Below are 18,953 nucleotides of genomic sequence, written 5' to 3'. Positions count from 1 at the left end.
CCCGATGCCCAGCACCACCACGTCCCGCAGGCGGTCCGGCGCGCCCGCGCGCCTGCCCACCGCGGACGAGGCCGTCGCCCACACCCTGCTCAACTGCCTGCTGCGCGAGGCGGTGGCGCCCGGGGACCAGGTCCTCGCCGACGGCCGCCTGCTGATGCGGCTCACCCACCGCGACATCCGGCTGGGCGTGGCGCTGCGCCGCACCTCGCTGATCGGCGCCCACCGATTCACCGGGCCCGTCAGCGCCCTGGAGTCCCCGTCGCGCGGCGCCTGGACGGAGATCGGCTGGCAGCGGCTGGCCGAGCTGGTGCACGCCGAACTCTGCTCCCGCACGGGCACGCCCAACGAGGAGTTCCTCGGCCAGGTGGCCGCCAGCCACCGGGCGGTCGCCGGCACCCTCGCCCGCCGCTCGCGCGCGCACGCCCCCGCCGCCCCCGGCGGCGACCCGCTCGGCACCTACCTCGCCTCCGAGCAGTCCCTGCTGCTCGGCCACCGCTTCCACCCCACCCCCAAGGCGCACGGCGCGGACCCCGCCGCCTGGGCCGCCTACGCGCCCGAGGAGGGCGCCCGCTTCCCGCTGCGGCTGCTCGCCGTCCGTGCGGACCTCGCCGCCGAGGACACCGCCGCCCCCGGCGGCCTCGGACCGCTGGACCGGCTCGGCCGGGCGCCGGCCGGATACCGGCTGCTCCCGGCGCACCCCTGGCAGGCCGGGTTGCTCGGCTCCCACCCGGTGCTGGCCGCCGCCCTGGAGCGGGGCGACGTCCTCGACCTCGGCGCCACCGCCCACCCGGTCGCGCCCACCGCCTCGGTGCGCACGGTCTACGACGGCGGCGCGTTCCTGAAGTTCAGCCTGGACGTGCGCATCACCAACTGCGTCCGCAAGAACGCCCACTACGAACTCGCCGGGGCCGTCGCCCTCACCCGCCTGCTCGCCCCCGCCTTCGCGGACCTGGAGCGCAGCCACCCCGGCTGCGCGGTGCTGCGCGAGCCCGCCTACCGCTCGCTCGCCCTGCCGGGGCGGGACGGCCGCCCCGACCGCCGTCTGCTGGAGGGCTTCGGCGTCATCGTCCGCGACGGCCTCGGCCCCGTCACCCCGCCGGGGGCCGTGCCCCTGCTCGCCGCGGACGTCGCGGGGGAGTACCCCACGGGTCCCGGACACGTCTCCCACCTGCTGGCGGGCGCCGACCGGCGCCGGACCGCCGACTGGTGGGCCCGCTACACGGAGCTGCTGATCCCGCCGGTGCTCACCGCCTATGTGCGCCACGGGATCGTGCTCGAACCGCACCTGCAGAACGTCGTGGTCTGCGTCGGGCGGGACGGCATGCCCCAGAAGGTCCTCTTCCGCGACCTGGAGGGCGTCAAGCTGCTCCCCGGGCACCACCGGGAGGCACTGGCCGCGCTGCCGCGCGACGTGGCCGGGCCGCTGACCTACGACGCGGCGCGCGGCTGGGACCGGGTGGTCTACTGCCTGCTGGTCAACCACGCCGCCGAGGTCCTCGCCGCCCTCGCCGACCTGGACCCCGGGCTGGAGCCCGCGCTGTGGGGGCAGGTGCGCCGCGTCCTGGCCCGCTCCTCCCGCGCCCTGGGCGACCCGCCGCGGACGGCGGCGCTGCTCGCCGGTGCGCCGCTGCCCGCCAAGGCCAACCTGCTCACCCGCTGGCGGCGCGAGGCCGACCGCGACGCCGCCTATGTGCGGCTTCCCTCCCCCCTGACCCCCGGAGGCGCCCTGTGACCCCCGAGCCCGGCGGTGTGCCCGCCACCGAGGTCGAGCCGTCGGCGGCCGGCCTGCTGACCCCATCCGTGCGCGCCGCCGCCGGAGCGCTGCGCCCGGGCGAGCTGCCCTGCTACGTCTACGACCTGACGGCCCTGCGCACCCACGCGGCCTCGGTCCGCCGGGCGCTGCCGCGGGCGGTGGAGCTGTACTACGCGGCGAAGGCCAACCCCGAGCCCGCGATCCTGGCCGCCCTGGAACCCTTCACCGACGGCTACGAGGTGTCCTCGGGCGGTGAACTGGAACACGTCCGCGCGGCCGCGCCCGGCCACCCGCTCGCCTTCTCCGGCCCCGGCAAGACCCCCGCGGAGCTCTCCGCGGCCCTGGGGGCGGGGGTGGAGCGCATCCACGCCGAGAGCCTCCACGAGGTGCGGATGCTCGCGGCGCTCGCCGCCGCCACGGCCTCGACGGGACGGCCGCCCGTGCGGGTGCTGCTGCGTGTCGACGTGCCGGTGGACCACGGGGTGCTGAGCGGCAGCGCCCTGACCATGGGCGGCCGCCCCTCGCCCTTCGGCATGTCCCTGGAGGAGGCGTCCGAGGCCCTGCGCCTGCTCGCCGGCGACGGCTGCCCGGGCCTCGTCCCCGCCGGGATCCACGCCCACCTCGCCAGCGGCCTGGACGCTCCCACCCTGCTGCGGGTCGCCCGGGCCGTGGCGGGGGCGGCCGCGGACCTGGCCGCCCGCCACCGGCTGGCCGCGCCGGAGGCGGTCGTGGGCGGCGGCATGGCCGTGGACTACGGCCGGCCGGGCGAGCGCTTCGACTGGGAGGGCTACGGAGCGGGCCTCGGGCGCCTCGCGCGCACCCACCCGGGGCTGCGGCTGCGTATCGAGCCCGGCCGCTCCCTGACGGCCTACTGCGGCTGGTACGTCACGGAGGTGCTGGACGTCAAGCGCAGCCACGGCGAGGACGTGGCCGTGGTCCGCGGGGGCACCCACCATCTGCGCACCCCCGCGGCCAAGGGCCACGACCAGCCCGCGGCCGTGGTGGCCGTGGAGGAGTGGGGGCACCCCTGGCCCCGGCCCGCGGCCGGGGGAGCGCGGGTCACGGTGGCCGGTCAGCTGTGCACGCCGAAGGACGTGCTGGCCAGGGCGGTGCCGGCGCCGGGGCTGAGGGCGGGGGACCGGGTGGTCTTCGCGATGGCGGGCGCCTACGCCTGGAACATCTCCCACCGCGACTTCCTGATGCACCCTCCGCCCGGCTTCCGGTTCGTCTGACGGCGCGGTGACGGGGGCCGGCGCGGGCAGTGCGGCGGGCGGTGGCGCGGGAGTCGTACCGGGGTGCTAGGTTAGGCAAGCCTAACCTAAGGAGTTGGAATGGCCCTCGCCCCTGCCCGCGTCGCCGAACCCTCACGCGCCGAGCGGATCTGCTCCGTCGTCGCGGCCGCCGGCTCACTCGGCCTGGCCACCGCCGGGACCTCCTACGACCTCGTGGCCATGCACACCGTCGAGCGCGGTCGCCTGCTGCTGCGGGTGCCCGGCGACACCCCGCTCGCGGCCGAGGCGGCGTGCGCGCCGCGCGGAACGCTCGCGGCCCTGGCGGAGTTCACCGACATCGCACCCGTGCGCGCCCGCGACCGGGTGCGGGCGCGGGTCGCACTGTTCGGCCAGCTGTCCCCGGCCGTGGTGCAGGACGACCCCGGGGTGCTGGTGCTCAGGCTGGACCTCGCTCGGGCGAGCATCCAGCGGGACGGGCGCGTCGAGCCGGTCGGCCCGAGCGAGGTCCAGTCGGCCGCGCCCGACGGGCTCGCGCTCCAGGAGGCGGCCATGCTCGCCCATCTCGACCGGGACCACCAGGACGTGGTCCGCCGCCTCGGCCGCCTGGCGGCGCCGGGGATGCGCGAGGAGCAGGCCGCGGTGCGCCCCTACGCGCTCGACCGCTTCGGCTTCACGCTGCGCTTCGAGTACGTCCGCGGCCACGAGGACGTCCGCCTCCCCTTCCCGGAGCCCGTGGACTCGGCGGCGGAGGTCGGCGCCCAGGTGGAGGCCCTGCTCGCCCGCGGCCGCCGCTGCCGCCGGGCCGGGCGGGCCTGAGGTCCCCCGGCCGCGGGTCCGGTCCCTCCGGCGGGGGCGCGGCTACCAGTCGGTGGCGGCGTGCCAGGTGCTTCCGCGTACCGAGGTGATGTCGGTGTGCTCCGGGACGTAAGCGGTGCACTCGGGGTTGTGGCAGGGCCCCGCGACCCACACGGGGACGGTCACGCCCATGGACTTGCGTCGTTCGATCACATCGCTCACGGGCCGGTGGCATGCGGGGCAGTGGTGCACGCTCCGGCTCTCGGCGGCTCGCTCGTTCTTGGACATATCGTAACTTTACTCTCTTTTGGTGAGGGTGTGGGGTGGTCTTTGCCCTGGCTCGCGCCTCCTTCCCGGGCGGCGCCTCAACCGGGAGGGTCGCCGTCGCGGGAGGCGGGCCGCCGGGCTTCGCCCTCCGCCGGAGCGGAGGGCTTCGGCGGGTGCAGGATGCTGACGGCCACGGACACCGCGAGCACCACCACGATGACGGCCAGGCTGACCGGTGAGGGGATCTCGGGAACGGCGGTGCTCACCGTCTCGTGGGCCGCCTGGAGGACCAGCTTGACCCCGATGAAGCCCAGGATCACGGCGAGCCCCTTGTTCAGGTACTCGAAGCGGTCGAGCAGCCCGGAGAGCAGGAAGTACAGGGCGCGCAGGCCGAGGATCGCGAAGGCGTTGCTGGTGTAGACGATGAAGGCGTCGCTGCTGACCGCGAGCACCGCGGGCACGCTGTCGACGGCGAACACCAGGTCCGCCGCCTCGATCGCGGCCACGACGGCCAGCAGGGGAGTGGCCACCCGGCGGCCCTGCTCCCGCACGAAGAAGTGCGCTCCCTCGTAGTCGTCGCGCACCGGGACCACCCTGCGCAGCGCGCGGACGGCCAGGCTCCGGCCGGGGTCGAAGCCCTCGTCCTCGCCCCGCAGGATCTTGAAGGTGCTGTAGAAGAGGACGGCCGCGAAGAGGAACAGGACGGCGGTGAAGCGGCTGACCACGGCCACGCCGGCGGTGAGGAACAGCCCCCGGAAGACGAGGGCGCCGAGGACGCCGAGGAACAGGACGCGGTGCTGGTAGGCGCGCGGCACCCGGAAGTAGCCGAAGATGAGGGCGAAGACGAAGAGGTTGTCGACGGACAGGCTCTTCTCCAGCAGCCATGCCGTCGTGTACTCGACCCCCGCGCCCGTGCCCACCACCAGGAAGACCAGCGCACCGAAGGCCAGGGCCAGGCCCACCCAGACCGTGCTCCAGGCGGCGGCCTCCCGGAAGCCGATGACATGCGCCTGCCGGTGCGCCAGCAGGTCGACGGCCAGCGACACGAGCACGGTGGTGGCGAACACGATCCACAGCCACAGCGGCACATCATGCATGGACCCGACCTCGCAGGGCGGTGGACGGAGGCTGTCCTACGAGTCTGGCCCATGGCGGCGGTGCTGTCCTGCCTGGACGCGGCGGCGGCGCCCCGCCCGCGAGGCCGCACCCGGCCGGGCGGGCCGGTTTGCGTGCGCGGCCCGCGGGGCGGCAGGGTGCGTCGGTGGCCACTTTGCTGATCGTCCATCACACCCCCTCGCCCAACTGCCAGGCGCTGCTGGAGGCCGTCGTCTCCGGCGCGGGCGCCGACGGGATCGAGGGCGTCGACGTCGTCCGCCGCCCCGCGCTCGCCGCCACGGCCGTCGACGTGCTCGCCGCCGACGCCTATCTGCTCGGCACCCCCGCCAACCTGGGCTATATGTCGGGGGCGCTCAAGCACTTCTTCGACCAGGTCTACTACCCCTGCCTCGACGCCACCCGCGGCCGCCCGTTCGGCGCCTACGTCCACGGCGGCAACGACGTGACCGGTGCCCTGAGGGCCATCGACGCGGTGACCACCGGCCTGGGCTGGCGCCGCGCCGCGGAGGCGGTCGCCGTGACCGGGGAGCCGGGCAGGGCAGACCTGGAGCGCTGCTGGGAACTGGGGGCCGTGCTCGCGGCCGGTCTCGGCGGCTGAGCCGCCCGCGCCGGGCCGGGCCGCGCCGCGCCGCGGGAAGGGGGCGGCGGACGGTGGCCGGGTCCGCACCCCGGCCCCGGAGGTGTCGGCCATACTGTGCCGCGCGCGGCACCCCGGGGGGCGCCGCGCGGCGGCGACGGTGCCGCCGGAGACCCCACCCAGGCCCGGAAGGACCTCCATGGCGACTGCGCCCGGCATACCGGACCAGGGCTCGATAGCGGCACGGCTCGAACGGCTCCCCCACTCCCGCTGGCACGTCAAGGTGCGGGTCCTGATCGGGGCCGTCACCTTCTTCGAGGGCTTCGACATGCTGCTGGCCGCGTCCGCGCTGCCCGTGCTGACGGTGGAGTGGGGGCTGAGCCAGGGCCAGGCCACCGTGCTGCTCGCCGCGGCGTCCGTCGGCATGCTCGTCGGCGCGCTGGCCGCCGGGTGGCTGGGCGACCGCATCGGGCGGGTCCGCACGGTCGCCCTGGGTGTGGCCGTCACCGGGCTGGCGGGCCTGGGCGTCGCGGCCTCGGGCGGCGTCGAGGGGTTCGCGCTCTTCCGCTTCGTCCAGGGCCTGGGCATCGGCGGTGTGGTCCCCGTCGCGGCGGCCTACATCAACGAGATCGCCCGGGCCGACCGGCGGGGGCGCTTCGTGCTCCTCTACGAGATGGTCTTCCCCGCGGGGCTCGCCGCCGCGGCCCTGGTCGCCGTCTGGGTGGTGCCCCACGCGGGCTGGCGTGCCATGTTCGTCCTCGGGGCCCTGCCCGCCGTGCTCGCCGCCCTGCTGCCCCGCCATGTGGAGGAGTCGCCCAGGTGGCTGCTGGCGCGGGGCAGGGGAGCGGAGGCCGAGGCGGTCCTCGCGCGGATCGAGCACCGGGTCGCCGCGGCCTCCGGCGAGGCGCTGCCGCCCCCGGTCCCACGCGCCGCCGGGCCCGTCGGCCCCGGCGGGCTGCGCGCCCTCTTCCGCGGCGTCTACCTGCGGCGCACCGCCGTGCTCTCCGGGCTGTGGTTCACGGCCTTCTACGTCAACCAGGGGATCTCCGTCTGGCTCCCGTCCCTCTACGCGGGGCACTTCGGCCTGGACCTGGGCACGGCACTCGCCTACACCCTCCTCGCACACGCCACCGGCCTGCTCGGCACCCTCGCGGCCGCCCTGCTGGTCGACCGCGTCGGGCGCAGGCCCGCGCTGGCGACCGCGCTCGGCGGGGCCGCGGTCAGCCTGGGGGCCCTCGCCGCGTCGGGCGCGGACACGGGCACCGAGGTCGCCGCCTTCGCCTCCTGCGCCACCTTCTTCCTGTACGCGATCAACGCGGGCCTGTACCTGTACGCCCCCGAGCTCTACCCCACGTCCCACCGCGCCACGGGCGCCGCCTTCGGCGGGCTGTGGAACCGCCTCGGGGTGATCGCCGGTCCGGTGGCGGTGGGGGCGATCCTCGGCGCGGGCGGGGGACTGCCCCTGGTGTTCGCGCAGCTCGGTGCGGTGGCCGCCGCGGGAGCGGGCCTGGCCTGGTGCGCCGAGGAGACCCGCGGCCGGACGCTGGAGGAGCTCAGCCCCTGACCGGGCGGCTCCCGGCGCGCCCGCTCAGGCCGCGCGCGGGGCCGCCGCCCGCGCACGCCCACACTATTGACAGAAGGTCAACAAGCCGCCTTACTGTTGAGTAACTCTCAATAGGGCGTCCGGCCCACTCCCGGTGGAGGAGCACCCATGAGCCACGACACTCACGACGACCTCGTCCTGCACCCGCGCGACGTCCGCTTCGACTGGGGCCGGCTGCCCATGCACTGGGTCCCCGGACGGCCGACCGCCACCCATGTGATCAACGTGCTCCACCTGCTGCTGCCCGAGGGGGAGCGCTGGTTCGTACGGACGTTCCAGGAGGCGCTCCCGCTCGTCCGGGACGAGGAGCTGAAGGAGGCGGTCCTGGGGTTCACCGGCCAGGAGGCGATGCACGCCGAGGCGCACCAGGGCGTGCTCGACCACCTGCTCGCCGCCGGGCTCGACCCCGCGCCCTACATCCGGCAGGTGGAGTTCGTCTTCCGGCGCGTCCTCGGGGAGCGCCCGCAGCCGACCGCCGGCCGGGCCCGGGAGCACGTCGTCGAGCGGGTGGCCGTCATCGCCGCCGTCGAGCACTTCACCGCCTTCCTCGGCGACTGGGTGCTCAACGCCGAGGCCCTGGACAGGGCCGGTGCCGACCCGACCATGCTCGATCTGCTCCGCTGGCACGGCGCGGAGGAGGTCGAGCACCGCAGCGTCGCCTTCGACCTGCTCCGGCACCTCGACCCCGGCTACGCGCGCCGTCTGCGCACCTTCCTGATCGGCGGCCCCGTCCTGGTGCACCTGTGGATCCGCGGCGTCCGCTTCCTCATGGCCGCCGACCCCACCCTGCCGCCGGGGGCCGGGCCCACCTGGCGCGCCTACCGGGAGGCCGCACGCGAGGGGCTGCTCCCCGGCCTGGGCCGGATGGCCCGCTTCGCCGTGCGCTACCTTCGGCCCGGCTACCACCCCTCCCAGGACGGATCCACTGCCCAGGCCGTCGCGTACCTCGCCGCGTCCCCCGCGGCCCGCGCCGCCGACCACTGACCCGAGCACCGAGGAACGCGCCGATGAGCCGCCCGCCCGTCCCCGCCGACATCCCACCGGACCTCTACGGCCGGGACCGCCCCGACCGCCTGATGCGGTTCCTGGACCGCGCCGCCCGCGCCCTCGTGCCCGTCCTCGCCCGGTCCGCGGACGCCGTCCCGCCCCCGCGCCCCGCCCCGGCGCCCCGCAGGTTCCTCGTCAGCGCCCGGGAGGAGGCCGCCGACGACGTCGTGGCGCTGACGCTGACGGCAGCCGACGGCTCACCCCTGCGCCGCTGGCAGCCGGGGGCCCACATCGACCTGTGCCTTCCCTCGGGCCGGGTGCGCCAGTACTCGCTGTGCGGCGACCCCGCGGACACCGGCGCGTACCGGATCGCCGTGCGACGCATCCGCGGCGGGGGAGGGGGATCCACCGAGGTCCACGACGACCTCGCCCCCGGCTCCCCGGTCGGCGTCAAGGGCCCCCGCAACGCCTTCCCCTTCGTCGCCGAGGGGCCGGTCCTCCTCGTCGCGGGAGGCATCGGCATCACGCCCCTGCTGCCGATGGCCCGCGAGGCCGCACGCCGCGGCCTGGACTGGCACCTGGTCCACACCGGCCGCACCCGCTCCTCCATGCCGTTCGGCGGCCGGCTGGCCGACCGCTTCCCGGGGCGCGTCGAGATCCTGCCCGACGACGAGGGAGGGGTGCGCACGGCCGCCCGCCTGCTGCGCCGCGCCGCCCCCGGCGGCGCGGTCTACGGCTGCGGCCCCGCCCCGATGCTCGACGCGCTGCGCGAGGCCTTCGAGGCGTCCCCCGCCACGGCCCTGCACACCGAGCGCTTCACCGCGCCCCCGATCAGGGACGGGCGGCCCTTCACCCTGCGGCTGCGCCGCAGCGGCACCACCCTAGCCGTCCCGGCGGACCGCTCCGCGCTGGACGTCCTGCGGGACCACGACCCGGCCACCCCGTACTCCTGCCGACAGGGCTTCTGCGGTGTGTGCACCGTGCGGGTGACCGACGGGACGGTCGACCACCGCGACCGGCGGCCGGGGGAGCGGACCCCCGGCGCCCTGCGCGTCTGCGTCTCCCGCGCACCGGAAGGCACCTGCCTGGAACTCGACCTCTGAGCCCCCGCCCCGCTTCCCGCCCTCCCGCCCGCTCCCGCGGCAGCGGCCCCCGGCCGCGCACGGGGGAGCCCGATCCCCACGAGGCAGCCATGACGAGCCGAGCCCTGCGCCGCAGGACCGCCACCCCTCCCGCCTTCCCCTACGACGACCGCGACCTCGACCGCTTCCGCGAACTCCAGCAACTGGCCTACCGCTGCGCCCAGCGCGTCGGCGCCTGGCTCGGCCCGGGCGTGACCGAGCGCCAGGCGGCCGCACGGCTGCGGCACGAACTGGCCGCCGAGGGGGTCCGGGACTACTTCCACATCCCCTTCGCCTGGTTCGGGGACCGCACCGCCTTCCGTGGCTTCCGCACCCCGCTGCAGTTCTTCGCGGGCAACCGGCGACTGGCCGAGGGCATGCCCTACATCCTCGACTGCGCGCCGGTCGTCGACGGCTACACCGCCGACATCGGCTACGCGGGCCGGATCGGGGAGAACGAGGTCTGGGACCGGATCGCCGCCGACCTGCGCGAGTACCGGGAGCTCATCCTCGCCGAGGTGCGGGCCCGCAGGCCGCTGGCCGACATCTACGCCTCCGTCGACGCGCTCACCGCCCGTCACGGATACGACAACCGCCACAAGGTCTACCCCGGACGGGTCATCGGCCACCAGGTCACCCGGACCACCGCCCGCGGCCCCGCCGGGGTGACCCTCTTCGGGTTCGGCGTCCGCACCCTCCAGACGCTCGGCAGGGAACTCGTCGGCGAACGCCTGCGGGGCCGCTCCCCGCTCTGGGCCGACGGCCGCGCCTCGCGCCATGCCCCCACCCCCGGCCTGTGGGCCGTCGAACCCCACATCGGCCTGGGCGACGTGGGCCTGAAGTTCGAGGAGTTGCTCGTGGTCACCGAGGACGACGCATACTGGCTCGACGACGACCTCCCGCACGTGCGCCGCTGGCGGCCCGAGCCCGAGTGACCGCCGGGCGCGCCCCTGCCGCCGCCCGGCCCCCGGCGACCGCCCCGGCCCTGCCGCTCCCGACCGGAAGAGGAACCCATGCCGAAGCCCCCCGAACCGGGCACCCCCGCACCCGACTTCGCCGCCCCCGGCACCCTGCGCACCGACACCGGTCCGCTGCGCGGCACCTACCGGCCCGGCGAGAGGCGGGGCAGCCCGCTGGTCCTGGTCTTCTACCCGGGCGACAACACCCCGGTGTGCACCCGGCAGCTGTGCTCCTACACCTCCGAACTGGAGCGGTTCACCGACCTGGGGGCCACCGTGTGGGGCATCAGCCCCCAGGGGCTGGACAGCCACGAGCAGTTCGCCGCCCGGCACGACCTGCGCTTCCCCCTCCTGGCCGACACCGAGCGGGCGGTGGCGCGCGCCTACGGCGTGGCCGTGCCCGGGCTCGGGCTGCGGCGCTCGGTCTTCGTCCTGGACGCCGAGGGCGTGGTGCGGTGGCGCCATGTCGCCGTCACCGGGCTGACCTTCCGCAGTGTGGACACCCTCACCGAGCAGATCCGCGCGGCGGTCGCCGGGCGCCCGCGCGGGGTTCCGGGGGGCGATCAATAGAATCCCCCTATGACCCGCCCCAAGCGCCTGCGCCTGTCGCCCGAGGAGCGCAGGGCGCAGATCCTCGACTCGGCGCTCGCCCTGCTGGAGCGGCGCGACATCGAGGAGGTCTCGGCCGAGACGGTGGCGGCGGAGGCGGGTGTCACCCCCGGGCTGCTCTTCCACTACTTCGGCTCGCAGGCCAACCTCCGGCTGGCCGTGCTGCGCGCACTGACGGAGCGCCTCGTCGCCAGCGTGCGGCCCGACCCCTCGCTGTCCTACGCCGGTCAACTCCGCGAGGGGCTGGCGGCCTTCGTCGACCAGACGGCCCGCCACCCCCGTGCCTTCCTCGCGGTCGTCCGCCTCTCCACCGGGGGCGGGGCGGAGGTGCGCTCCCTGCGCACGGAGGTGCGCAGGGTCCTCGCCGACTGGATCCTCACCCGCCTGGTCGCCGCGGGCGCGCCCGAGACGCCCTTCCTCGCCATCGGCGTCCCCGCCTGGCTCTCGTTCGTCGAGGAGGCGCTGGTCCAGTGGCTCGGCGGCAGCGGGCTGAGCCGGCAGGAACTGGTCGACCTGCTGGAGGAGAGCGGCTACCGGCTGCTCGGCCTGACGGTGGAGGACCCGGAGCTCCGCAGCGGCGTCCTGGACCGCATCCGCCGCGCACCGGACGGGACGGCCGACCCGGCCTGACCGCCCCTGCCGCCGCTGTCCGCGCGGAGGACCCCGCGGCGCCTCCCGCGCGGTGCCCCGGTCCTGAAGAAGCCGGGCACACCCCCTCCGTGCGGCGCCGCAGCGCCGTCCGTCCTGTCATCCGGCGCGCCGTTCGCCCGCCCGTCATTGATTGTTTCTGTTTGCAACGCGCCCTCAACGAGCATCTATTGACATGTAGGTGTCATCGCCGCCAGAGTCTTCCCCGCCCCTGCCGCACCACGGACCGAGGAGCGATGCACATGCCCGGAACCCCCGCAGTCCCGCGCCGGTTGCTCCTGGGCGGCGCCCTCGCCGCCACGGGCGCCCTGGCCGCCGGAGCAGGCACGGCGGCGGCCGCCCGCCACGACCCCGGGACCCCGGCGCCCTCCCCCGCGCCGCGCCGGGAGAGGGGCCAGAGCTCGATGATCGGCGTCCCCTACGAGCGGCACCCCGTCGTCCGGGTCGGCGTCGTCGGCCTCGGCAACCGGGGCGCCGGCATGAGCGAGGGGTGGGCCGCCGTCCCCGGCTGCACGGTGACCGCCGTCTGCGACGTCCGGGCCGACCGCGCCCGCCGCACCGCGGACCGGCTGGCCGCCCGAGGCCGCCCCCGCCCCGCCGCGTACGGCGGCTCCGAGGACGCCTACCGGCGGATGCTCGGCCGTCACGACATCGACCTCGTCTACATCGCCACCCCCTGGGAGTTCCACCACGAGCAGGGCAGGGCCTCGCTCCTCGCCGGGAAGCACGTGATCGTGGAACTGCCCATCGCCACGGACCTGGACGGGCTCTGGGACCTGGTGGACACCAGCGAGCGCACCCGCCGCCATCTGATGCTCGCCGAGAACTGCAGCTACGGCCGCAACGAACTCGCGATGCTGAGGATGGCGCACGAAGGGCTCTTCGGGGACGTCACCAACGGCCACGGCGGCTATCTGCACGACCTGAGGGCACTGCTCTTCTCCGACACCTACTACACCGACGCCTGGCGCCGGCTGTGGCACACCCGCAGCACCGCCTCGCTGTACGCGATGCACGGGCTGGCCCCGATCGCCGCCGCCATGGACATCAACCGCGGCGACCGGATGACCGTGCTGCGGGCCACCGCCACCGCCCCCCGGGGACTGGCGGACTACCGGGAGCGCTTCGTCCTGCGCTCGCACCCCTCCTGGCGGGAGACCTACGTCAACGGGGACCTCGTCACCTGCCTGATCGACACCGCGCGGGGCCGGGTCATCCGGGCCGAGCACGACGTCAGCTCGCCCCGCCCCTACAGCCGCATCAACACCCTGGCCGGCAGCCGCGGCATCTTCGAGGACTACTCCGGCACCTCGGCCACCGGCGGCCGGGTCTACCTCGAACCCGACCACAGCGGCCACACCTGGCGGGACTTCGACGCCTACCGCAAGGAGTTCGACCACTGGCTCTGGGTGAAGGTGGGCGACGACGCCGCCGGCAACGGGGGCCACGGCGGCATGGACTACGTCATGCAGTGGCGGACCGTGCAGCAGATGCGCGCCGGGCTCGTCCCCGACATCGACGTCTACGACTCCGCCGCCTGGTGCTCGCCCGTGCCGCTGAGCGCGGCGTCCCTGGCCCGCCAGGGCCGTCCCGTGGCCGTCCCCGACTTCACCAGGGGGGCCTGGGTGAACCTGCGGCCGGGCCTGGACTCGCGGAGGACCGAGATGCCCCCGGTCCGCTGACCCGCCGTCGCCCCACTCCGCGAAGGAGGGGCGCAGCGGAGAGCGGTGCGACGGGCACGGCACTCCCGGCGGCGCCCGGGAGCCGCGGAGGGGGAGTCTCGGGACTGCCGGATGGCGGGAGCGGACTGCTTCCGGTTCCCGCCCGCGTCGTCTCCGCTTGCGGATACCGGCTTTCGCACGGAAGCGGCATCGTGGAACGATCAGGCGATGACCGAACCGAGCAGTGACGACGGCCGCGACCTCCGGCGCGAGACCGAGCGGGTCGTCAACGAGATCGCCCAGGGGCTCCGGGGACTGGACGCCGGTGCGGAGTGGTTCTCCGGCCTCGCCCCGACGCGCCGGAAGGAGGTGCTGGACGACGTCGCCGGCTATGCGATGCAGGCGCACATCACGGCTGCGGACGGGCGTGAGGGGGTGGCGCGGTCCGGTGTGAAACCCACGGCCAACCCCGCGGTGATGATCTGCATGGACCCGCCCCGCTACGGGTTCTCGAACCTCCCCTCCGCCGAACATCCCAAGGCGTTCCGCGTCCTCGTCTCCGTGTTCGCCGTTGCCGACACCCGCCGCCGTGAGAGGTACTGCAGAGGCACCTGCGGACACGCCTGGCACAACCTGCCGCCGGCGACCGGACGGCCGTAGCATCAGCCGCTCCGGCTCCGGCCCCCTGATCCCCGGCGGCCCGACCGCGCGACGGCCCGGTGCTCGGGCCGCCCTGCGGACGGCGCGGCCGGGGTGCCGTCGGCGCGCCGTGCCGCCCGGCCCGCCGGGCGGAGGGGCAGGCCGGGCGGTGCGCGGTCAGCGCGGCACGCGCTCCCAGATCCCCGCCAGGTCGGCCCCCCGCGGCAGGGTCCCGAAGGCCGCCCCGCCCTCGCCGCCGAGCCGCGTCGCGCAGAACGCGTCCGCCACGGCCGCGGGCGCGTGCCGGACCAGCAGCGAGCCCTGGAGGACCAGCGCCATCCGCTCCACCAGCCGCCGCGCCCCGAGGGCCGCCTCCCCGGGGTCGGACGGCGTCCCCAACTCGCCCAGCAGCGACCGCCACGCGGTGTCCAGCCGCGTGTCCGCGCCGGCCGCGGCGTCGACCTCCGCGCGGAAGGCGTCCAGACAGCCGGGCTCCCGCGTCAGCGCCCGCAGCACGTCCAGCGCGTTGACGTTCCCCGAGCCCTCCCAGATCCCGTTCAGCGGCGCGTCCCGGTACAGCCGCGGCATGCCGGAGGCCTCGTCGTAGCCGTTGCCGCCGAGGCACTCCAGCGCCTCGGCGACCGCGGCCGGCTGCCGCTTGCACACCCAGTACTTGGCCACGGCCGTCGCCAGGCGGAGGAAGGCGCGCTCACCGGCATCCCCGCGCTGCGCCCGGTCCGCCGCCCCGGCCAGCCGCAGGGCCAGCGCGGTCGCCGCCTCGGACTCGACGCCCAGGTCGGCGATCACATTGCGCATCAGCGGCTGGTCGGCCAGGAGGGCGCCGGACACCCGCCGGTGGCGCACATGGTGGGCCGCCTCCGCCAGCGCCGCCCGGGTGCCGGAGGCCGAGCCGAGGACGCAGTCGAGGCGCGTCATGGTGACCATCTCGATGATGGTCCGCACCCCGCGGCCCTCCTCGCCGACCAGCCAGCCCACGGTGTCGTCGAACTCGGGTTCGCTGCTGGCGTTCGAGCGGTTGCCCAGCTTGTCCTTGAGCCGCTGGATGCGGAAGGTGTTGCGGGTGCCGTCCGGCAGCACCCTCGGCACCAGGAAGCACGACAGCCCGCCGGGGGCCTGGGCGAGCACCAGGAAGAGGTCGTTCATGGGAGCGCTGGTGAACCACTTGTGCCCGCGCAGCCGCCAGGTGCCGTCGCCCTCCGGGACGGCCGCCGTGGTGTTCGAGCGGACGTCCGTGCCGCCCTGCTTCTCCGTCATGCCCATCCCCGCCAGCAGCCCCCGTTTGCCCGTCGGCGCACGCAGCCCGGGATCGTAGGAACGGCTCGTCAGCAGCGGCTCGTAGACGGCGGCGAGCTCCGGGGCGGAGCGGAGCGCCGGGACCGCGGCATAGGTCATGGACACCGGGCAGCCGTGCCCCGCCTCGGCCGAACTCCACACCATGAAACCCGCCGCGCGCGCCACATGGGCGCCGGGACGCGGGTCGGCCCAGGGCGCGCCGCCCAGCCCCTCACCGACGGCCACCTCCATCAGGGAGTGGTAGGCCGGGTGGAAGTCGACCTCGTCCACCCGGTTGCCGTAGCGGTCGTGGGTGCGCAGCACCGGCCCGTGGGCATTGGCCTCCCGCGCCCAGCGCTGCACCTGCTCGGACCCGGTGAGGCGGCCGATGCGGTGGAGGTCCTCGGTGTACCAGGCGGCCCCCTCGCGGGCCAGCCCCTCCAGCAGGACCGGGTCGTCGGCGGCGTCGTGGCCCACCCGGGGCGGCGGCTGGTTGGTCACCTCGTGGGTCCGCCCGGCGGGGGCGCTGCGCGGGGTCGCGGCGATGGCGGTCATCGGATTCCTTCGTCGTCGTCGGAGGGGCCGGCCGGGCGGCCGGCCGGTGCTGCGGGCGGCGCGCCCGCACAGCGCAGGGACATGGCGACCAGTTCGGCCACCAGGGCCCCGGAGGCGTCCTCGCCGGGACCGGCCAGCGGGTCGACCAGGACCTCGCCGATCGCACCGGTGAGCGCGGCCGCGGTGACATCGGCGTCCTGGGAGGGCAGCAGCCCCTCGGCGACGCCCTCGCGGATCACCCGGGCGAACGCGGCCCGGTAGCGCCGCCGGTACTCCAGGCGCTCCCGGCCGACGGCCGCGTCCGCGGGCGCGGCGAGCAGGGCATGGGCGAGTCCCCGGTTCTCCAGGGCCCGGCGGGCGAAGACGCCCACCCCGTGCGCCAGGCGCTCCAGCGGGTCGCCCGTGCCGTGGGCCAGCACCTCGGACAGGACGCGGACCTCCCGGCCGGACGCCCTGCGGAAGACCTCGACGGCCAGTGCGGACTTCGAGGGGAAGTGCTGGTACACGGAGCCGACGGACATCCCGGCCGCGGCCGCCACGACCGTCACCGAGGCGCCCGACCAGCCGGCCTCGGCGACCACGGCGGTGGCGCTGTCCACCAGCTGCTCCCGGGCGGCGTCCAGCCGGCCCTGGACCGAGGGGGTCTTGCGATAGGCCATACGAAGAAGTGAACCATCGTTCAGACCTTCAGGCCAGGGCCCGTGCCGCAGCGCCCCGCACCGCTTCCGCCCGGTGAGGCACCGCACCGGCGCTCCCGGGGCGACGAACCGTCGCCCCGGGAGCCGTGCGGCGCGACACTCGGACCGATGCGGCGCCCCGCCCGCGGACCTAGCCTTCGGTCCATGACCGACGCCACCGCCTTCGCCGTGCACATCCCCGACGCCGACCTCGCGCCGGACCCGCTCGACCCCGCGCAGATCGTCTCCGGCACGCCGGAGGTCTCCGGGCGCGTGCTGTGGGAGTCACCGGACGGCCGCCAGATCCGGGGCATCTGGCAGATCACCCCGGGAGTGGTCACCGACACCGAGGCGGACGAGCTGTTCGTGGTGGTCAGCGGCCGCGCCACCATCGAGGTGGCGGGCGGCCCGGTGCTGGAGGTCGGCCCGGGGGACGCGTGCGTGCTGCGCGAGGGCGACCGCACCACCTGGACCGTCCACGAGACGCTGCGCAAGGCGTACCACATCAGCCTGCCCTGAGACGCGGGCGGCCGGTGCCGCCCCGCCCCCGCCCCTACCGCCCGCCGAGGGCCGCGGAGACCACCCCCCTCGCCTCCTCCTGCACCCTGGCCAGGTGCTCCAGGCCGAGGAAGGACTCGGCGTACACCTTGTACACGTCCTCCGTACCGGAGGGGCGGGCCGCGAACCAGGCGTCGGCCGTGGTCACCTTGACCCCGCCCAGCGGGGCCCCGTTCCCGGGCGCCTCGGTGAGCACCGCCGTGACCGGCTGCCCGGCCAGCGTGCCGGCCGGGACCTGATGCGGCGACAGCCGGGCGAGCACGGCCTTCTCCTGCGGGGTGGCGGGGGCGTCCACGCGCGCGTAGGCCGGCTCGCCGAAGCGGGCCGTCAGCCCCGCGTAGTGCTCGCTCGGCGACAGGCCCGTGACGGCCAGGATCTCGGAGGCGAGGAGCGCGAGCAGGATGCCGTCCTTGTCGGTGGTCCACACCGAGCCGTCGCGGCGCAGGAAGGAGGCGCCCGCCGACTCCTCCCCGCCGAAGGCGATGTCGCCGCGGGACAGCCCGTCGACGAACCACTTGAAGCCGACCGGCACCTCGACCAGCCGCCGCCCGGCGTCGGCGGCCACCCGGTCGATCATCGACGAGGACACCAGCGTCTTGCCCACACCCGCGTCCGGGGGCCAGCCGCCGCGCCGGCGGAAGAGGTGGCCGATCGCGACCGCGAGGTAGTGGTTGGGGTTCATCAGGCCGCCGTCCGGGGTCACGATGCCGTGGCGGTCCGCGTCGGCGTCGTTGCCCGTGGTCAGGGCGAAGCGGTCGCGCTCCTCGATCAGCGAGGCCATCGCGTACGGGGAGGAGCAGTCCATCCTGATCCGCCCGTCCCAGTCCAGGGTCATGAAGCGCCAGGTCGGATCGGTCAGCGGATTGACGACCGTCAGGTCCAGCCGGTGCTCCTCGGCGATCCGCCCCCAGTACGCCACCGACGCCCCGCCCATTGGGTCCGCCCCGATCCGCAGGCCCGCCGCCCGCACCGCGTCCAGGTCGAGCACCGAGGGGAGGTCGCCCACATAGGCGCCCAGGAAGTCGTGGCGGGCGGTGGAGTCGGCGGCCAGTGCCCGTGCGTAGCCCAGGCGCCGCACCTCCTTCAGGCCCCCGGTGATGATCTCGTTGGCGCGGTGCTGGATCCAGCCGGTCGCCTCCGAGCCCGCGGGCCCGCCGCTCGGCGGGTTGTACTTGAAGCCGCCGTCCGAGGGCGGGTTGTGGGACGGCGTCACCACCACGCCGTCGGCGAGGCCGGTGCGGCGGCCCCGGTTGTGGGCCAGGATCGCGTGCGAGACGGCCGGGGTGGGCGTGTAGCCGTCGGCCGCGTCGAGCATCAGCGGCACGCCGTTGGCCGCGAACACCTCCGTCGCGGTCACCCGGGCGGGCTCGCTCAGGGCGTGGGTGTCCGCGCCCAGGAACAGGGGGCCGTCGGTGCCCCGGCGCGCCCGGTACTCGCAGATCGCCTGGCTGGTGGCCGCGATGTGGTCCTCGTTGAAGGAGCGGCGCAGGGAGGAGCCGCGGTGCCCCGAGGTGCCGAAGGCCACCTGCTGGTCCGGTTCGCCCGGCTCGGGGTGCAGGGCGTAGTAGGCGGTGACCAGCCGGGCCACGTCCACGAGTTCGTCGGGCCGGGCCGGGAGCCCCGCGCGCTCGTCCGCCATCGTCCACTCCTTGGTGTCGTACCGCCGATGAGCGCGGAACCCGCCGGGGTGTCGCAAGCGGCGGGGACCGCGCCGTGCCGGTCCTGATCCTTCCCCCGCGGGGCCGCCCCCGCTCCTGCTTCGGGCGCACCGACCGTGCGGGCCTCGTCACACTCCGCCGCCGGGGCGGCCGCCCGATGCGCTCACCCGTTCGAGGGATGTCCCGTGCGCGGGGAACTCGCCGGGAGGTGCGGCACGTTGGCAGGGCGCCGGGCGAGCACGCGC

At 75.7% G+C, this 18,953-nt stretch carries 18 protein-coding genes; 13 read left to right on the top strand and 5 right to left on the bottom strand.

Annotated features, from left to right (window positions below):
* The first annotated feature begins 4 nt into the window (after positions 1-4).
* From ACGF15_RS00170 to ACGF15_RS00160, 3 genes are all read left to right on the top strand, one after another.
* The gene (locus ACGF15_RS00170; protein WP_392796402.1) at positions 5-1,732 is read left to right on the top strand and encodes an IucA/IucC family protein; all 1,728 of its coding nucleotides are present in this window, start codon (positions 5-7) and stop codon (positions 1,730-1,732) included.
* A gap of 53 nt (positions 1,733-1,785) precedes the next feature.
* Positions 1,786-2,985: an alanine racemase gene (locus tag ACGF15_RS00165; protein ID WP_345609786.1), complete on the top strand. Its 1,200-nt coding sequence runs from the start codon at positions 1,786-1,788 to the stop codon at positions 2,983-2,985.
* 99 nt (positions 2,986-3,084) lie between these two features.
* Positions 3,085-3,801 (top strand): DUF2470 domain-containing protein, encoded by a 717-nt coding sequence (locus tag ACGF15_RS00160; RefSeq protein WP_392796401.1) that lies wholly within the window; start codon positions 3,085-3,087, stop codon positions 3,799-3,801.
* Between the two features lie 42 nt (positions 3,802-3,843).
* Here the strand turns inward: ACGF15_RS00160 and ACGF15_RS00155 are convergent, their stop codons facing one another.
* Both ACGF15_RS00155 and ACGF15_RS00150 read right to left on the bottom strand, forming a co-directional pair.
* Positions 3,844-4,068 carry a hypothetical protein gene (locus ACGF15_RS00155; RefSeq protein ID WP_345608183.1) on the bottom strand — a complete coding sequence of 75 codons (225 nt, stop codon included), beginning with the start codon at positions 4,066-4,068 and terminating at the stop codon, positions 3,844-3,846.
* 77 nt (positions 4,069-4,145) lie between these two features.
* On the bottom strand, positions 4,146-5,144 hold the full coding sequence (locus ACGF15_RS00150) for a TerC family protein (protein WP_362613821.1): 999 nt from the start codon (positions 5,142-5,144) through the stop codon (positions 4,146-4,148).
* Between the two features lie 164 nt (positions 5,145-5,308).
* Between ACGF15_RS00150 and ACGF15_RS00145 the strand changes: the two genes are divergently transcribed.
* The 9 genes from ACGF15_RS00145 (at position 5,309) to ACGF15_RS00105 (ending at position 13,988) form a co-directional block, all read left to right on the top strand.
* Positions 5,309-5,761 carry an NAD(P)H-dependent oxidoreductase gene (locus ACGF15_RS00145; RefSeq protein ID WP_345608179.1) on the top strand — a complete coding sequence of 151 codons (453 nt, stop codon included), beginning with the start codon at positions 5,309-5,311 and terminating at the stop codon, positions 5,759-5,761.
* Between the two features lie 178 nt (positions 5,762-5,939).
* Positions 5,940-7,304 carry an MFS transporter gene (locus ACGF15_RS00140; RefSeq protein WP_392796400.1) on the top strand — a complete coding sequence of 455 codons (1,365 nt, stop codon included), beginning with the start codon at positions 5,940-5,942 and terminating at the stop codon, positions 7,302-7,304.
* Between the two features lie 147 nt (positions 7,305-7,451).
* Positions 7,452-8,327, top strand: coding sequence for a metal-dependent hydrolase (locus ACGF15_RS00135; protein ID WP_345608175.1), 876 nt, complete (start codon positions 7,452-7,454; stop codon positions 8,325-8,327).
* A gap of 23 nt (positions 8,328-8,350) precedes the next feature.
* Entirely contained in the window at positions 8,351-9,433 is a 1,083-nt protein-coding gene (locus ACGF15_RS00130; RefSeq protein ID WP_345608173.1) for a PDR/VanB family oxidoreductase, read from the top strand.
* A gap of 89 nt (positions 9,434-9,522) precedes the next feature.
* Complete coding sequence (locus ACGF15_RS00125; protein WP_392796399.1) at positions 9,523-10,386, top strand: M24 family metallopeptidase; 864 nt, start codon at positions 9,523-9,525, stop codon at positions 10,384-10,386.
* Between the two features lie 78 nt (positions 10,387-10,464).
* A complete protein-coding gene (locus ACGF15_RS00120; protein WP_345608169.1) occupies positions 10,465-10,980 on the top strand; it encodes a peroxiredoxin in 516 nt (171 codons plus the stop codon).
* Between the two features lie 9 nt (positions 10,981-10,989).
* Positions 10,990-11,649 (top strand): TetR/AcrR family transcriptional regulator, encoded by a 660-nt coding sequence (locus tag ACGF15_RS00115; protein WP_345608167.1) that lies wholly within the window; start codon positions 10,990-10,992, stop codon positions 11,647-11,649.
* A 260-nt stretch (positions 11,650-11,909) separates the two neighbouring features.
* Entirely contained in the window at positions 11,910-13,349 is a 1,440-nt protein-coding gene (locus tag ACGF15_RS00110) for a Gfo/Idh/MocA family protein (RefSeq protein WP_392796398.1), read from the top strand.
* Between the two features lie 207 nt (positions 13,350-13,556).
* On the top strand, positions 13,557-13,988 hold the full coding sequence (locus ACGF15_RS00105) for a DUF5958 family protein (RefSeq protein ID WP_345608163.1): 432 nt from the start codon (positions 13,557-13,559) through the stop codon (positions 13,986-13,988).
* 156 nt (positions 13,989-14,144) lie between these two features.
* Here ACGF15_RS00105 and ACGF15_RS00100 read toward each other — a convergent pair whose 3' ends face one another.
* Positions 14,145-15,815 (bottom strand): acyl-CoA dehydrogenase family protein, encoded by a 1,671-nt coding sequence (locus ACGF15_RS00100; RefSeq protein WP_362613954.1) that lies wholly within the window; start codon positions 15,813-15,815, stop codon positions 14,145-14,147.
* The gene (locus ACGF15_RS00095) at positions 15,812-16,474 is read right to left on the bottom strand and encodes a TetR/AcrR family transcriptional regulator (protein WP_345608159.1); all 663 of its coding nucleotides are present in this window, start codon (positions 16,472-16,474) and stop codon (positions 15,812-15,814) included. The genes ACGF15_RS00100 and ACGF15_RS00095 overlap by 4 nt, the downstream gene beginning before the upstream one ends.
* Before the next feature lie 183 nt (positions 16,475-16,657).
* Between ACGF15_RS00095 and ACGF15_RS00090 the strand changes: the two genes are divergently transcribed.
* A complete protein-coding gene (locus ACGF15_RS00090) occupies positions 16,658-17,011 on the top strand; it encodes a cupin domain-containing protein (protein WP_345608157.1) in 354 nt (117 codons plus the stop codon).
* Positions 17,012-17,045: 34 nt separating this feature from the next.
* Here the strand turns inward: ACGF15_RS00090 and pgm are convergent, their stop codons facing one another.
* The gene (pgm, locus tag ACGF15_RS00085; protein WP_392796397.1) at positions 17,046-18,689 is read right to left on the bottom strand and encodes a phosphoglucomutase (alpha-D-glucose-1,6-bisphosphate-dependent); all 1,644 of its coding nucleotides are present in this window, start codon (positions 18,687-18,689) and stop codon (positions 17,046-17,048) included.
* Positions 18,690-18,953 lie beyond the last annotated feature (264 nt).

It is taken from the genome of Streptomyces sp. NPDC048001 (assembly GCF_043203115.1).
Lineage (GTDB): Bacteria > Actinomycetota > Actinomycetes > Streptomycetales > Streptomycetaceae > Streptomyces > Streptomyces sanyensis.
The sequence above is the reverse complement of the archived record's forward strand: the minus strand, read 5'-3'. Positions and strand labels throughout refer to the sequence as shown.